Consider the following 14,449-nt stretch of genomic DNA (forward strand, 5'->3'; position numbering starts at 1 on the left):
GCCTCACGCACCCAGCCGCCCGGAAGGCGGCTTGCAATCGGACGTACCCGGCAACCGGCTTTCGCGACTACAGTCCCAAATTCCGCTCTTCTTCGTTGTCCGGGGTCAAGATATCGATCAGCGCCGCAACGCGGCCGGCCGGCAGATGGCGGCCTTCCCCGATCAGCGCTTCATCGTTGTTGACCCAGGCGATCGCCTCCGCAAGCTCGCCGGCCGTCGCGCCGGTCGCAAGCAGTTCGGCCATCAGCGTCTCGTCAACCGGGCCAAGGATGGCTGTAATGTCCGCCTGCTTCAGTCCCATGGGTTTCTCCTTCCGTTTTATCGGTCAGGAACATGGATTTCGGTCCTTGGTGGAATAAATAGGCCAGACCCGGCCGGCATCAAGCGCCGATCGCAAAGCCGCGACGTGCAGGCGTTAAAAAGGCGTGAGTAAGCTCACTGCGGCCGTAGCGCGTTATCGAGGAAATACCATTGGTCGAGATGGGCGCGGACGACCGGCTCGATCGTGTCGTTCAGCAACTGCATGTCATCCAGCAGCCGGGCATTGGGGCGCTCCTCCGCCGGCAAACGTATCGGCGGCAAGGCCGTGCATTCGAAGCGGAAGTCGTCGGTGCGAAGGCCGTACCAGGGGCAGATCGTAGCGCCCGTCATGCGCGCCAGCCGTATGGCGATGGCGATGTTGCCTTCCTGATGCGGCCGGCGGCCGAAGAACGGCCCGCGGATCATGCCGCCGAACCCCTCGTCGCAGAAGATGCTGACAACGCCGCCGCCTTTCAGAACCTTCAGTGCCGGCCGGATCCCGTCCATTCCCGGAGGCAGAAACTGCAAGCCAGCCTTGCTGCGCACCCGATCGGCGATCCACGCCTTGGCCCGGCCCTTGGGCGGCACATAGAAGGCATGCGGCTGGAGGCCGAGCTTGCGGAATGCGATCGTGCCCACTTCCCAGTTGCCGAGATGCAGGCCGACGAGAATGACTGGGCCACGGTTTGCCGCCTCACGGATGGGTGCAAGGCCCTCGGTCTTCAGCCGCTCCGGCCGCTGCTGCAATCGGTTGACGACGGAGAACTCCGTCATCAACCGTCCCTGAGCGCGACAGTTTTCGAGAAACAGTGCCTCGCGTTGCGGGGCGTCAAGGTCCGGCCGCAACTGTTCGATGGTTTCACGGGCGCGGCGGGTTGCCACCTTGTGGAAGCGCGGAACCATGAAGAGACCGAGCGCCGCCCCAAGCCTGGAGCAGGCGTCCATCGGCAGCAGCTTCATGCCGAAATGGGCGGCGATGTTGGCGACGTTCCAGATGTTGTCGGTGATCCAATAGCGCCGGAAGGCCCGCGCCCTGTCGCCACCCGCCAGTGCATCGGCGAGCCGCGGGGCGCTTTCCTCGGCGAAGATCCAGGCCCTGCGCTTGCCGATCGGCTGCGCCGCGTGCGGATCATCCGGCGCCATGCGACGGGGCCTCTCGCTTGTGCAAGGTGACCGGCAGGCCATTCTTCGGCCTGAGGGTCAGGCGGCAGATCGGTTCGACCGCGTGGCGCTGGCTCACACGAACCCGGTAGCGCTGCGCGATGATCGCCAGGCACAGGATCGCTTCGGTCAGCCCGAAATGCAGGCCGGGGCAGACGCGCGGTCCGCTGGCAAAGGGGATGAAGCTGTAGGGCGTCGGGCGCCGGCCTTCGGTAAACCGTTCCGGATGGAAGTGGTGTGGATCCTGGAAGAGGCTTTCAGTCCGGTGAAGGAGCCACGGCACGATCAGCACGAGCGAGCCCGGCTCTGCGGCAACGTCGCCGATCATATCCGCCTCGCGGGTCTGCCGCGCCAGGATCGGAACCGGTGGATAGAGGCGAAGCGTCTCCTCGATAACTGCCCGGCACCATTCGAGCTGAGGCACGTCGTCGATCGTCGGTGTCCGGTCGCCGCAGACCCTGGCGATTTCGTCGTGAACGGCCTTCTCGACCCAGCCTGCCTTCGAAAGCAGATACCAGGTCCAGGTCAGCGTCGCCGCCGTCGTCTCGTGCCCGGCCATGAAGATGGTCGCGGCCTCGTTACGCAAGGCGACGAGGTCGAGTTTCAGTTCCGGGTTTCGTTGCTGGCGCCGGATCAGCAGCTCGACCATCGAATTGTGGTCGCCGCGTCCGGCAAGGTGATCCTCAACCACCTTGTCGATGGTTGCGTGGATGCGCTTGACCGAACGACGCAGGCTCGGCGTGCGCAGCACCGGCAGGCCGTCGTCAAAGCCGAGGAAGTAACCGATGTTGATGGAATCGACCAGCGACTGGTAGCTGGTGAAGCCCTCGGTCACCGCCGCCGCGCTACCGTCGCCGAGCTGGTTACCGAAGACGCTGCGCGCGATGATTTCGGCGGTCAGCCCCGCCATTTCGTGCAACGCGTTGACCTCGGCGCCATCGGGCATGCGGTTCCAGCGCTCGACCAGTTCGCTGGTCGTATTTTCCATGACGGGCCCGAAAGAGGGGACCCGCTTGGCGTGGACGATGTCCGCCACTAGCGGCCGGCGTTGCTTCCAGGTGTCCCCGTCCGAAATAAACAGCCCGTCGCCCAGCAGGAATTCGAGTGCCCGGCGCATCTGCGGGCTCTTGCGCTCGAAGTTTTCATGACGCTTGACGACGACCTGCCGGATCAGGTCGGGCGAGTTGACGACGATGATCTGCCGCCCAAGGATCCGGGTCTGCGAGATCGTTTCGGTATAGTCGCTCGCCCGCCAGATCGACAGGAAATCCGTTCGCGCCTGGAGCAGCAGCCGCAACGGCTTACCGGGCGGGCCCGTATAGTAGTCAGCTCGGACGGGGGCGAATTTCCCCTCCAACAATTCTTCAGTGAAATTTACAGACTGCTGGAGCCAGGCGAGCATTTACGTCCGATCTGCCGTAACGTGGAGACGATATTCGGGCATGTATTTGTATATTTGCACAAAGTCCGAGACGTCCCCTTCGAGGCCTAGATGCTCTCAAGTTCGTTGGAAGTCGGATTCTGAATTGCCTGAGGGTGGCATGCACGATTTCGATGAAAAACGCTATCGCCTTACGGTGAAAATTTCTTGGTGCAAGCAATAGCTCACCGGGAAGAAAAGAGCCCCGCAGCCGATGCGTGCTCCACAAGGGCGTGCAACGTGATCCGACTATGCGGTTCGCAAGTAAGGGCGATGCTTGTTCTTTCACGGGAGGGCGGCGGCGCAGCTTTCGGCCGGCGAGGTCCGCCGAGTGAATGCCGTGGGCCACATGGGAAGCCGGTGCGGCGCCATCAAGCCTTGCGTGCCTGTCTCGGCGCGCAAGGCTGTCGTCATGTCGGTTTCTCCCGGGCTCGGCTGAGGCCGGGAGAGACCTGAACGATTAGTCGTTCGCCGTTACCTTGACGCCGAGCACCGACGGGATGGTGTTCGGCGCGCCCATGGCGGCACCCATGATCATCGGGAACGGAACCGGCTTTTCCGGTGCCGCGCTGATCGTCAGGCTCTTCGGGCCATCGAGATAGGCATTGACGGCAGCCGACACCTGGTTCTGCAGTTCCGGCACGTTGAGCTGCGCCATCATGATCGGCACCAGGCCCTTCAGCGACTGTGCCATCTGCTCACCGGTCACGCCCTGCTGCGAGCCGGCATAGTCGAGCGCCTTCTTGGTGATCGAGGCGTCGTCGAAGCGGATTTCGGCGCTGTTGAAGGTCAGCTGTTGCATGAGGCCCATCATGGCGAGACCCATGGCCTGGTTGGCCTCTTCCTTGTTCGGATTGGCTTCGGCAGCCTTCATCGCTTCCTGCATCGATTTGACGAAGGCAAGCGTGTAGCCGGAGATGTCGAGAGCGAAGTTCAACCGGCCGACATTCTTGAAGTCGAGCGCATATTCTTCGAGCGCGACATTGCCGCTTTCGACTTCCCAGCTGCCCTTCATCGTCAGGGCGCCGTCGATAGTGGTGAGGCCGAGCTTTTCGATCGCCTCCTTGGTCTTGGCGTCCTCGACCGACGACAGGTCGGCCTTGATGCCGGAAGCGGTCGCGTCGAAGTCGAAGCCGGCGTCATTTTCCTGGCGCGCGAGGTTGGCTTCGGTGCTTTCGAGCGAGAAGACTTCCTTGCCCTTGGAGCTGACGGCGATCGGGCCGGTGCTGGCGCTTTCATAGAGAATGATGTCGTTGATCGTTCCGCCGGTCGCATTGGCCGGGATCGTCAGGCCGGAGAGCAGGATATCCTTGACGGAAATGGCGCCTTCGTCCTGGCTGACATTGACGTCGGGGAACGAAACGGTTTCGGCGTAATAGCCGCCGCCTTCGGTCTCCTCGACGCCCTCAAAGGTCAGGTCCCCGATATTCAGGTCCACAGCGTCGCCCGGCTGGCTCGCGACCTTCAGCTTCACGCCGGTCACCGTCACCTTGTCGCCGTCGACTTCGGCCTTGTCATAGGTGATCGAGGTGCCGTTCGCGTTCGTCGCTGCGTCGAGCTTCTTCATCAAATCGGCGCCATCGAGCGCGAAGGCCGGGCCGGTCAGCGTGAGAAGCGCGGCGCTCGCCATCATCAGGCGGATCTTGCGCGTGTGCATCATTTCGAGTTCCTTCGTGAAAATCTTTGATTGTGTAGCTGTTTAAGAAGATAAGGCGTCGCTGATCTGGTTCCCTTGGCGAGGGCGTCAACTGTAGGCACATGGCAGCATTCGTCTTTGTCGGCGGCGCGCGGCCGCCAGTTCCGTCTGCCAATGCGCGTCCTGCGATCCCCCTTGCAAATCGTCCAAATCAACTCCAGCCGAAGCTATTACGAAACAGGGCGAAATTATATTCGCTTGGGCGAACCGCACATGTTCCTGCTCGGGCATGCTTTCCGGGACGTTACCTGGCGGCAGCCTCCGACGCATAGCGGCGCGACCGTTGCACGAACATTGCGCCGGGGCAAGCGGATCGGTGCGAGAGCCGGTTATTTGGGGCGAGGGGGTTCTCCACAAGCGCAAGCCCTGAAAACCTTGCCGTTCCGGGTTTGTTGCGCTAGCAAGAACCTATGGGACAAAGCCTCAATCCCCCGTCAGGCGGGGACGATCACATTCAGCCGGTTGACCTCAAGGCGGCGCTGGAAGAGCGTTACCTCGCCTATGCCTTGTCGACCATCATGCACCGCGCGCTTCCGGACGTTCGCGACGGGTTGAAGCCCGTGCATCGTCGTATCGTGCATGCGATGAGCGAGATGGGGCTGAGGCCCAACTCTTCGTTCAAGAAATGCGCGCGTATCGTCGGCGACGTGATGGGTAAGTTCCATCCGCACGGCGACGCGTCGATCTATGACGCGCTGGTGCGCCTGTCGCAGGAATTCGCGATCCGCTATCCGCTGGTCGACGGCCAGGGCAACTTCGGCAACATCGACGGCGATAACGCCGCGGCGATGCGCTACACCGAAGCGAAGATGACGGACGTCTGCTCTCTGCTCCTGGAAGGCATCGACCAGGACGCGGTGGATTTCCGCCCGACCTACAACGAGGAAGACCAGGAGCCGACCGTGCTCCCCGGCGCTTTCCCGAACCTGCTCGCAAACGGCGCGACCGGCATCGCCGTCGGCATGGCCACCTCGATCCCGCCGCACAACGCGCATGAACTCTGCGACGCGGCGCTGCATCTCATCCGCCATCCCGACGCGACCGTCGAGGATCTGCTTTACGATCCCGCCAACCCGCAAAAGGGCGGCATCGAAGGGCCCGACTTCCCGACCGGCGGCGTGATCGTCGAGGGCCGGGAAAGCATGGCCGAATCCTACCGCACCGGCCGTGGCGGTTTCCGTGTTCGTGCCCGCTGGGCGCAGGAAGACCTTGGGCGCGGCGGCTACCAGATCGTCGTCACCGAAATCCCCTATCAGGTGCAGAAGTCCCGCCTGATCGAAAAGATTGCCGAGCTCCTGGTCGCCCGCAAACTGCCGCTGCTCGAAGACATCCGCGACGAATCGGCCGAAGACATCCGCATCGTCCTCGTGCCGAAGACCCGTTCGGTCGATGCCGGCATTCTGATGGAATCGCTGTTCAAGCTGACCGAGCTCGAAAGCCGCATCCCACTCAACATGAACGTGCTGTCGCTCGGACGCGTGCCGCGCGTCATGGCGCTGAACGAAGTGCTGTCGGAATGGCTGGCGCATCGCCGCGAAGTGCTGCAGCGCCGATCGCGCCACCGGCTGGCCGCGATCGACCGCCGGCTCGAAATCCTCGGCGGCTACCTCGTCGCCTATCTGAACATCGACGAAGTCATTCGCATCATCCGCGAAGAGGATGAGCCGAAGACGGTGATGATGGAGCGGTTCTCGCTCACCGATCTCCAGGCCGAGTCGATCCTCAACATGCGCCTGCGCTCCTTGCGCAAGCTCGAGGAATTCGAGATCCGCACCGAGTTCGATGCGCTCTCGAAGGAGAAGGCCGAGATCGAGGCGCTGCTCGCCTCCGACGAAAAGCAATGGCAGACCGTCGCCTGGGAAATCGGCGAAGTCAAAAAGAAGTTTGCCAAGGCGACCGAGATCGGCAAGCGCCGCAGCACCTTTGCCGATGCGCCGGAAGCCGACGTAGAGGCGATCCAGCAGGCGATGATCGAGAAGGAACCGATCACCGTCGTCATCTCTGAGAAGGGCTGGATCCGCGCGCTGAAGGGCCACATCTCCGACACGTCTTCGCTCCAGTTCAAGGAGGGTGACGCGCTGAAGGTGGCGTTCCCGGCGCAGACGACCGACAAGATCCTCGTCTTCACGACAGGCGGCAAGGTCTATACGCTCGGCGGCGACAAGCTGCCCGGCGGTCGCGGCCATGGCGAGCCGCTGCGCATCATCGTCGACATGGAGACCGACCAGGACGTCCTGACGGCCTTCGTTCACGACCCGGCGCGCAAGCTCATCGTCGCCTCGGTTGCCGGCAACGGCTTCGTCGTCACCGAAAGCGATATCGTCGCCAATACCCGCAAGGGCAAGCAGGTGATGAACGTCTCGGCCAGCGACGAAGCGAAGCTGGTCGTTCCGGTCAAGGGCGATCACGTGGCCGTCGTCGGCGAAAACCGCAAGCTGGTCGTCTTCCCGCTCGTCCAGATCCCCGAGATGGCACGCGGCAAGGGCGTGCGGCTGCAGCGTTACAAGGATGGCGGCATCTCCGACATTCGCTGCTTCACGATCGCTGACGGTCTCGTCTGGGAAGACAGCGCCGGCCGGGTCTTTACCAAGACCAAGGACGAACTGATCGAATGGCAGGGCGACCGCGCTTCTGCCGGCCGCGTCGTTCCGAAGGGCTTCCCGCGCAGCGGCAAGTTCAGCGGCTGACCGGGATAAGGAGAGCCATGCGGTCGAGAGGCCGCGTGGCTCCTGTTTCGTTTTGGCGCAGTTTGGCGCAATCTCTTAAATCATTGGAAATCCAAATGAAACGCAGGCGCAACTGGCGCTTGTAAGCCGGAAGGCTATAATGGATCACTGCGCGTCCAACAGGGATGACAGCGATGCCGAATGCCACAGCCCTTGATGACGTCCTGCTGGCCCTTGCCCACCCGGTCCGCCGCCGGATGTTCGAGATCCTTTTTGCCGGCGAGGCGCGCGTCGCCGATATTGCCGTAGCCGTCGCGGTAGCCCGCGAAGAGCTGGAGACGCACATCGCGCTCCTGGAGGCTGCAGGCCTCGTCACCCGCCTCAAACGGCGCGACGGCGACGCCTTGATCGGCAATCCGGCGCCGTTGAGCGTCGCGGCCACCTGGATCAACACCAACCGCGAACTGTGGGTCATGCGCGTAGAGATGCCCGGCGTCCGCCCGGCTTCGCTGGGACAGCCGCAGGAGCCGCTGCCGGTGCGCGATCGGGGCGTCGACCACAAGCAGCGTCGTCCGCGGCCCAGCGGTCAGCGCGACGACAAGTCTTGAACACCGTTACTCGGCGCAGGCAACGGCCGCTCTCAGCGACCGGCTGCGCAACTGCCAAAGCGAATGGCCGATCAGCGCGAAGACGAGAATCGAGCCACCGATCAGCGTCTGCGTTGTCGGCGTTTCAGCGAAGACCATCCAGACCCAGATCGGCGCGAGAATAGTCTCTAGCAGATAGAACATGCCCACTTCCGGGGCTGAGAGATAACGCGGCCCGGTCGCAAGGCAGAAGAAGGCGAGCGGGATCATCACCAGGCCGTTGAAGAGGATGTAGCCGGGGGCGGCGATCGTGAAGCCGCCGGCCGGCAGCATCAGGAGAGCGACGGCCGCCGGGAAGATCGCCGTCACCAGCGGCACCAGCGCCATGTCGCGCTTGCTCGCACGGCTGATCGTAATCGCGCTTGCCAGCAGAAAGGCGGAGGATGCCGCCATGGCGTCGCCGAAGAGGTGACCGCTTTCCAGTCCGTCCTGGACGATCAGCCCGACGCCGAGCACCATGACCAGCATGGTCACGAGCGTCGCGTTCGATGGTCTCTCCTTCAGAAAGATCCAGGAGAGGATGGCGGCAAACATCGAGGTGAAGGCGAGGATGAAGACCACATTCGCCGTCGAGGTGTTGAAGACGGCGAGCAGGAACGTGCAGGAATTGATTCCGTAGAAGACGCCGACCAAAAGGCCGGTCTTGCCCGGCAGCAGCGAAATCTTCCGGCCGAGCACCCGGTTGAGCACGAACCAGGCGCCGAGCGCGATCACGAAAGTCGACAGGCTGCGCACGGCGAGCAGCGACCAGACGTCGCCGCCGGCGGATCGGATGAGCGGAATGTCGAAGGAGAGGGCAAGGCCGCCGAGGCCGGTGATGGCAAGGCCGCGCCGGTGCATCGCGGCATCGGAAGATGAACTCAATTTCTAACCCGTTTTCGTAGGAGCGGCTTCCAGGGTGGTGTCTCCGCCTTCATAGCGCTCCCAGCCACGGGCCATGAGGTGCTCTTGCGGCAAAAACTTTGTTTTATACCCCATCTTGCGCGAGCCTTTCACCCAGTAGCCGAGATAGACGTGGGGAAGGCCGCGCTCCCGGGCGCGGCGAATGTGATCGAGAATCATGAAGGTGCCGAGCGACCGCTCTTCCTGCGTCGGGTCGAAGAAGGAGTAGACCATCGACAGTCCGTCGCCCATGCGGTCGGTGAGCGCCGCAGCGATCAGCGGCCCGCGTGCCTTCTCGCTGACGCCGTCGCCTTCGACCCTCAGGCGATACTCGATAATCTTGGTGTGCACATGGGTGTCCTCGACCATCATCGCATAGTCGAGCACCGACATGTCCGACATGCCGCCCTTCTGGTGACGTCGGTCGAGGTATCGACGGAAGAGGTTGTACTGCTCGCTCGACGGCTCGGCCGGATATTCCGCCGAGATCACGTCGTGATTGGCGGCAAGCACCCGGCGCATGGAACGGGTGGGCTTGAACTCGTTGGCGAGGATGCGCACCGAAATACAGGCGCGGCAGGTCTCGCAAGCCGGGCGATAGGCGATGTTCTGCGAGCGTCGGAAGCCGCCTTGCGTCAGGAGATCATTGAGCTCGGGCGCGCGCTCGCCCACCATGTGGGTGAAAACCTTCCGCTCCATCTCGTTCGGCAGATAAGGGCAGGCTGACGGCGCAGTCAGATAAAATTGCGGAGACGGTGCGGTCTGTGTGTTCATCGAGTGCGGAGGTCACTCTTCGCGCTGTGGTTCATGACAGTAGCATGGCGCAAGAATGGAAAACGTCAACTCACTCGTTTGCCGCTTCCGCCTGCGCCGGCCGATATTTTAGTGGTGACCACAATAGGTGGCGGCGGTGAGGCGGAAAACACCGCCTTACGCTTTCAGCTCTATGCCTGCGCCGGTTTCAATACATGTCGCGGCGCACCGTGACGGTACCGATCAGCAGGTCGTGCAGCAGGCGGCTGCGGTCGGTGAAAAGGCCGATCAGCAGGATCAGCGGCGTCAGCAGCGCGTTGGCGATCCAGAAGATGACGAGGTGGACGATCGCCGTCAGGAAGTCCATCGGGCGTCCATCAGTTCGAGCGATCGCCAGGCCCATCAAGCGCATACCGGGAGAGGCCTGTTCGCGGCCACCGACCGTCAGTCCGAAATAGAGCATGGCGACGATCGCAAAGAGCGCCGGATAAAGCATGAAGCCGAGGCCGAGCGTCAGGATGCCGAGGAAGAAGACGACGACCGCCGCGGGGATCCAGAGGAGCGCGATGATCGCGTAATCGAGCAGAAAGGCAAAGACGCGTCGCGACAGCACGCCCTGATAGGCGCGCCAGTCATTGCTCGGCAGCCTCAGTTCTTCGTTGTGCATGGTCATCGGTCAAAAGCCTCGTTTGGTTGCAGCAAGGATATGGGATGGCATTCCCTGCAAAACAAGGATCGGAGCCGGGATCAAGCGGTACGTTTCAGCGGCCTTTGGCGAGAATGCGGGCCACTTCGACCGCGAAGTAGCTGAGGATGCCGTCGCAGCCGGCGCGCTTGAAGGCGAGCAGCGTTTCGAGCATCACCTTCTCGCCATCGATCCAGCCGTTGGCAGCCGCCGCCTTCACCTGCGAATACTCGCCGGACACCTGATAGGCAAAGACCGGCAGGCCAAAGGCTTCCTTCATCCGCCAGCAGATGTCGAGATAGGGAAGGCCTGGCTTCACCATCAGCATGTCGGCGCCTTCCTCGACGTCGAGGGCTGCGTCGCGGATCGCTTCGGTGCCGTTGGCCGGGTCGATGTAATAGGTCTTCTTGTCGCCTTTCAGAAGGCCGCCGGTGCCGATCGCCTCGCGATAGGGACCGTAGAAGCCGGAGGCGAACTTCGTCGCATAGGACATGATGCCGACATTCTGGTGGCCGTGAGCGTCGAGCGCCTGGCGGATGGCGCCGATGCGTCCGTCCATCATGTCGGAGGGGGCGATGATATCGGAGCCGGCGTCCGCCTGGGCGACGGCCGCCCTTGCGATCGTCTCGACCGTCTCGTCGTTGACGATCTCGCCATTGCGCAGGATGCCGTCATGGCCGTGGCTCGTGAAGGGGTCGAGCGCGACGTCGGTGATGATGCCGATCTCAGGCACGGCTTTCTTGAAGGCGCGCGTCGCCTGGTTGATCAGGTTGTCGGCGGCAAGACTGTTGGAGCCGGTATCGTCGCGCAGCGACAGGTCGATGTTGGGGAAGGTGGCGATCGCCGGGATGCCGAGATCGGCCGCTTCCTTCACCGCTTCGACCGCCTTGTCGATGCTCATGCGGTTGACGCCCGGCATCGCGTCGATCGGCTGGATGATGTTCTCGCCCGGCACGATGAAGATCGGCCAGATCAGGTCGTCGACGGTCAGGCGGTTTTCCTGCACCAGCCGGCGCGTCCAGTCGGCCTTGCGGTTGCGGCGCATGCGGCGGTGGCCGGTGACCCTGTCCACAAGATTTGTACTGTCGTTCATCGCGCCGCGCCTTTCCCGTGAAAATCGTCGATAGCCAAGCGCTTTATCATGGGCTGGCCGCCATTGGGAACCGCGCGGCCGGCGAACGGGCTGCGGCATTTCTTCTCTTTAAGAGGAGCCATGGGGGAGGGGACGGCGCGATGCCGCTGGCGGATGGCAAAGACCCGCCCTATCTTGCCGGCCATGCTTCATGATTCTGCCCATGTGCCGAAACCGTCGCTGACCGAGATCCTCTTCGGTCTCTTTCTGCGTCTGGTCTCCGCCTCATGCATCTGGTTCGCGCTGAACTACTGGGCCATGCTGATCGGCTTTTCCCATGGCGGCGCCGGACGCTTCGATCTCCTGACGCCGGAGTGGCGGGCGGCCGCAACCGCACTTGCCGTCATCTATCCGGTCGCCGCCCTCGGCCTGTGGCTGCTGGTCTCCTGGGGGCCGGTCGTCTGGGTGGTTGCGGCAGCCATCGAGATCGTGATGTGCGAGTTCTATCCGGCCAGTTTCGGCGGCCGTCCGCTGCTGGTCGTGCTGCATGCGGCGGTTGCCGTTACCTTCGTTCTTTTCCGCGCGGCGATCTTCTACCAGCGCTGGCGGCTCGCCAGGCAGGTAAGGGTTGATTCACCCTGAGACAGGGTCGCCAAATGGCAAGCTCTTGTTAAGGCTGCGGTTTAAGTAGAATTTTAGACGTATTCGATAGGGTCTCACTCAAGGCGGGAAGACAAACAGACACCGCCAAACAAAACAGTGAGGCAGTCAAATGAACACCAAGATGAAGCCGCAGGCAGTTCAGCCCCGAGACCCCCAGGAAGAAACCATCCGCGGTCTCTATATGGAATCCCTTCACCTCGTCGAGCGTCTGCACCGCCGCCTGCTCGACGTCATCAAGGACGAGTTCGACCGCGAAGGTCGCAGCGACGTCAACGCCGTTCAGGCCCTGTTGCTCTTCAACATCGGCAACTCGGAACTGACCGCCGGCGAACTTCGCTCCCGCGGCTACTACCTCGGCTCGAACGTCTCCTACAACGTCAAGAAGCTCGTCGATCTCGGCCTGATCAACCACCAGCGCTCCCGCGTCGACCGCCGCTCGGTCCGCATCAGCCTGACGGAAGACGGCCAGGAAATCGCCGAAACCGTTGCCAAACTCTACGAGCGCCACGTCGGCTCGATCCAGAAGGTCGGCGGCATCGGCTCGGACGAGTTCACCCAGATGAACAAGCTCTTGCAGCGCCTCGATCGCTTCTGGAACGACTCGATCATGTATCGCCTGTAATCAGGCCAAAACCTCCAGTTCAAGGGTCGGGCGCAATCCCTGCGTGTCCGACCTTTGCCATTTGCGGCACCCCGTTCTGTTGCCGAAAAGCTGCACCGCTGCGGCACGCTTTCCTCGCGTTCGCGTGATTTTTCAAACCAAAAACATTAGTAAATCAGAATGTTGCCGTTTCCGGTTCGGCCGCAACCCAGTCGCGTCCAGCGAAAAGCAAAAGGCATGCCATGTCGCCGTTCGCTCGCGCCGAGACACGAATTGGCCATATTGCTATGACAGCGACGACGGCATGCGGTAGGTGCGCCCACGTGTTTTCTTGCATGTGGATTCGTTTCGCGTTTCGCCTGCCGGATGAGGGTCCTCACTCGCGGCATCGTGAAGACATGTGAGGGCAGGGTGGCTCGTTGGTTGACCTTTGTTAACCACGATCGTGTTAGGGCTCCGGCAACGTGCGTGTCAGCGCATAGGGCGCGTGCCGACGCATTGGGATGGTAGGATTATGTCGAAAAAGAATGGAATTGATGCATTCTCGCGCCGCGCCTTCTTGCGCTCGGCAGCGACCTTCGGCGCCGTGGCAGTCGCCGGCGCGGCAAGCGCACAGGACGCCCTGAACGAGATCATCAATTCGCCTCGCCGTGGCTCCTGGGACGACCAGTTTGACGCGAAAGGGGCATCGCGCACCGCGACGACGGTCGTTTCGAACACGCCGGTTTTCGGCCCGGAAACGATCGCCCATGTGCAGCAGGCGATCTTCGACTATCAGAACATCGTGTCCCAGGGCGGCTGGCCGTCGGTCCAGACCAGCGTCAAGCTTGAACTCGGCGTCACCGATCCGTCCGTGCAGCAGCTCCGCCAGCGCCTGATGGTTTCCGGCGACCTGCCGCGTTCGGCCGGCATCTCCTCGTCCTTCGACAGCTACGTCGAAGGCGCGGTCAAGCGCTTCCAGGCCCGCCACGGCCTGCCGGCGGACGGCGTCATCGGCGAATACACGCTGAAGGCGATCAACGTCGACGCCAACACCCGCCTCGGCCAGCTCCAGACCAACCTCGTGCGCCTGCAGTCGATGTCCGGCGACCTCGGCCGCCGCTACGTGATGGTCAACATCCCTGCGGCCTACATCGAAGCGGTCGAGAACGGCCGCGTGGCGCTGCGCCACACGGCGATCGTCGGCAAGATCGACCGCCAGTCGCCGATCCTGAACTCGAAGATTTACGAGGTCATCCTCAACCCCTACTGGACCGCGCCGCGCTCGATCATCCAGAAGGATATCATGCCGCTGATGCGTAAGGATCCGACCTATCTGGCGCGCAACTCGATCCGCCTGTTTGATGGCAGCGGCGGCGAAGTGTCGCCGGAGACGGTCGACTGGAACGCCGAAAAAGCGCCGAACCTGATGTTCCGCCAAGACCCGGGCAAGATCAACGCGATGTCGTCGACGAAGATCAACTTCCACAACGAGCATCAGGTCTACATGCACGACACGCCGCAGCAGGGCCTGTTCAACAAGCTGATGCGCTTCGAATCGTCGGGCTGCGTGCGCGTACAGAACGTGCGCGACCTTTCGACCTGGCTTCTGAAGGAAACGCCCGGCTGGTCGCGCCAGCAGATCGAGGCGACCATCAAGACCGGCGTCAACACGCCGATCACGCTCGCCGAGGAAGTCCCTGTTTTCTTCACCTACATCACCGCCTGGTCTGCCAAGGACGGCGTCGTGCAGTTCCGCGACGATATCTATCAGCGCGACGGTGCCACCGAACTGGCGCTGCAGACCCCCTATGGCGTCGAGCAGTCGCCCGGCTCGGTCGACCAGGACGCCTTGCCGCAATAAGCGAATTTGCGACACGGAATTCTTCGAGCCGCGCTTCCCTTGGGAGCGCGGCTTTTTCAT

Annotated in this window: 13 protein-coding genes and 1 pseudogene; 5 read left to right on the forward strand and 9 right to left on the reverse strand. The window is 62.6% G+C overall.

Annotated elements, in window-relative coordinates; all coding sequences use genetic code 11:
• Positions 1 to 67 precede the first annotated feature (67 nt).
• The 4 genes from AC3WVQ_RS04605 to AC3WVQ_RS04620 all read right to left on the reverse strand — a co-directional run bounded on the left by AC3WVQ_RS04605 (position 68) and on the right by AC3WVQ_RS04620 (position 4,541).
• A complete protein-coding gene (locus tag AC3WVQ_RS04605; RefSeq protein ID WP_034803790.1) occupies positions 68 to 301 on the reverse strand; it encodes a hypothetical protein in 234 nt (77 codons plus the stop codon).
• 134 nt (positions 302 to 435) lie between these two features.
• Positions 436 to 1,443, reverse strand: coding sequence for a lysophospholipid acyltransferase family protein (locus tag AC3WVQ_RS04610; RefSeq protein WP_162731779.1), 1,008 nt, complete (start codon positions 1,441 to 1,443; stop codon positions 436 to 438).
• The gene (locus AC3WVQ_RS04615; RefSeq protein WP_226020675.1) at positions 1,430 to 2,758 is read right to left on the reverse strand and encodes a cytochrome P450; all 1,329 of its coding nucleotides are present in this window, start codon (positions 2,756 to 2,758) and stop codon (positions 1,430 to 1,432) included. The genes AC3WVQ_RS04610 and AC3WVQ_RS04615 overlap by 14 nt, the downstream gene beginning before the upstream one ends.
• Positions 2,759 to 3,341: 583 nt before the next feature.
• Positions 3,342 to 4,541 (reverse strand): aq_1923 C-terminal domain, encoded by a 1,200-nt coding sequence (locus AC3WVQ_RS04620; RefSeq protein ID WP_034803785.1) that lies wholly within the window; start codon positions 4,539 to 4,541, stop codon positions 3,342 to 3,344.
• Between the two features lie 446 nt (positions 4,542 to 4,987).
• Between AC3WVQ_RS04620 and parC the strand changes: the two genes are divergently transcribed.
• On the forward strand, positions 4,988 to 7,264 hold the full coding sequence (gene parC / locus AC3WVQ_RS04625; RefSeq protein ID WP_034803783.1) for a DNA topoisomerase IV subunit A: 2,277 nt from the start codon (positions 4,988 to 4,990) through the stop codon (positions 7,262 to 7,264).
• Between the two features lie 173 nt (positions 7,265 to 7,437).
• Positions 7,438 to 7,731: pseudogene (locus tag AC3WVQ_RS04630) on the forward strand (transcriptional regulator); the annotation flags it as partial.
• A gap of 126 nt (positions 7,732 to 7,857) precedes the next feature.
• On the opposite strand, the gene AC3WVQ_RS04635 reads toward AC3WVQ_RS04630, so the two are convergent.
• The 5 genes from AC3WVQ_RS04635 to AC3WVQ_RS04655 all read right to left on the reverse strand — a co-directional run bounded on the left by AC3WVQ_RS04635 (position 7,858) and on the right by AC3WVQ_RS04655 (position 11,488).
• A complete protein-coding gene (locus AC3WVQ_RS04635) occupies positions 7,858 to 8,754 on the reverse strand; it encodes a DMT family transporter (protein WP_060522160.1) in 897 nt (298 codons plus the stop codon).
• A 3-nt stretch (positions 8,755 to 8,757) separates the two neighbouring features.
• Positions 8,758 to 9,546 carry an arginyltransferase gene (locus AC3WVQ_RS04640; RefSeq protein ID WP_492382608.1) on the reverse strand — a complete coding sequence of 263 codons (789 nt, stop codon included), beginning with the start codon at positions 9,544 to 9,546 and terminating at the stop codon, positions 8,758 to 8,760.
• 187 nt (positions 9,547 to 9,733) lie between these two features.
• Positions 9,734 to 10,198 (reverse strand): RDD family protein, encoded by a 465-nt coding sequence (locus tag AC3WVQ_RS04645; protein WP_034803777.1) that lies wholly within the window; start codon positions 10,196 to 10,198, stop codon positions 9,734 to 9,736.
• A gap of 88 nt (positions 10,199 to 10,286) precedes the next feature.
• The gene (hemB, locus tag AC3WVQ_RS04650; RefSeq protein ID WP_492382609.1) at positions 10,287 to 11,303 is read right to left on the reverse strand and encodes a porphobilinogen synthase; all 1,017 of its coding nucleotides are present in this window, start codon (positions 11,301 to 11,303) and stop codon (positions 10,287 to 10,289) included.
• Positions 11,300 to 11,488, reverse strand: coding sequence for a hypothetical protein (locus AC3WVQ_RS04655; protein ID WP_060522162.1), 189 nt, complete (start codon positions 11,486 to 11,488; stop codon positions 11,300 to 11,302). Before AC3WVQ_RS04655 ends, hemB begins: the two co-directional genes overlap by 4 nt.
• On the opposite strand from AC3WVQ_RS04655, the gene AC3WVQ_RS04660 reads away from it, so the two are divergent.
• The 3 genes from AC3WVQ_RS04660 to AC3WVQ_RS04670 all read left to right on the forward strand — a co-directional run bounded on the left by AC3WVQ_RS04660 (position 11,487) and on the right by AC3WVQ_RS04670 (position 14,389).
• A complete protein-coding gene (locus AC3WVQ_RS04660) occupies positions 11,487 to 11,924 on the forward strand; it encodes a DUF6163 family protein (protein ID WP_090294561.1) in 438 nt (145 codons plus the stop codon). The two genes, AC3WVQ_RS04655 and AC3WVQ_RS04660, sit on opposite strands and share 2 nt — an antisense overlap.
• A 130-nt stretch (positions 11,925 to 12,054) precedes the next feature.
• A complete protein-coding gene (gene ldtR, locus AC3WVQ_RS04665; protein WP_034803764.1) occupies positions 12,055 to 12,567 on the forward strand; it encodes a transcriptional regulator LdtR in 513 nt (170 codons plus the stop codon).
• A gap of 493 nt (positions 12,568 to 13,060) precedes the next feature.
• On the forward strand, positions 13,061 to 14,389 hold the full coding sequence (locus tag AC3WVQ_RS04670; RefSeq protein ID WP_034803761.1) for a L,D-transpeptidase family protein: 1,329 nt from the start codon (positions 13,061 to 13,063) through the stop codon (positions 14,387 to 14,389).
• Positions 14,390 to 14,449: the final 60 nt, after the last annotated feature.

Source organism: Ensifer sp. EB106-05-01-XG146, assembly GCF_058791875.1.

Bases quoted from the DNA above. Each gene is read 5' to 3' on its own strand.
- AC3WVQ_RS04605 (WP_034803790.1), bottom strand. From the start codon at position 301: ATGGGACTGAAGCAGGCGGACATTACAGCCATCCTTGGCCCGGTTGAC.
- AC3WVQ_RS04610 (WP_162731779.1), bottom strand. From the start codon at position 1,443: ATGGCGCCGGATGATCCGCACGCGGCGCAGCCGATCGGCAAGCGCAGG.
- AC3WVQ_RS04620 (WP_034803785.1), bottom strand. From the start codon at position 4,541: ATGATGCACACGCGCAAGATCCGCCTGATGATGGCGAGCGCCGCGCTT.
- parC (WP_034803783.1), top strand. From the start codon at position 4,988: ATGGGACAAAGCCTCAATCCCCCGTCAGGCGGGGACGATCACATTCAG.
- AC3WVQ_RS04640 (WP_492382608.1), bottom strand. From the start codon at position 9,546: ATGAACACACAGACCGCACCGTCTCCGCAATTTTATCTGACTGCGCCG.
- AC3WVQ_RS04645 (WP_034803777.1), bottom strand. From the start codon at position 10,198: ATGACCATGCACAACGAAGAACTGAGGCTGCCGAGCAATGACTGGCGC.
- hemB (WP_492382609.1), bottom strand. From the start codon at position 11,303: ATGAACGACAGTACAAATCTTGTGGACAGGGTCACCGGCCACCGCCGC.
- AC3WVQ_RS04660 (WP_090294561.1), top strand. From the start codon at position 11,487: ATGCTTCATGATTCTGCCCATGTGCCGAAACCGTCGCTGACCGAGATC.
- AC3WVQ_RS04655 (WP_060522162.1), bottom strand. From the start codon at position 11,488: ATGGCCGGCAAGATAGGGCGGGTCTTTGCCATCCGCCAGCGGCATCGC.
- ldtR (WP_034803764.1), top strand. From the start codon at position 12,055: ATGAACACCAAGATGAAGCCGCAGGCAGTTCAGCCCCGAGACCCCCAG.
- AC3WVQ_RS04670 (WP_034803761.1), top strand. From the start codon at position 13,061: ATGTCGAAAAAGAATGGAATTGATGCATTCTCGCGCCGCGCCTTCTTG.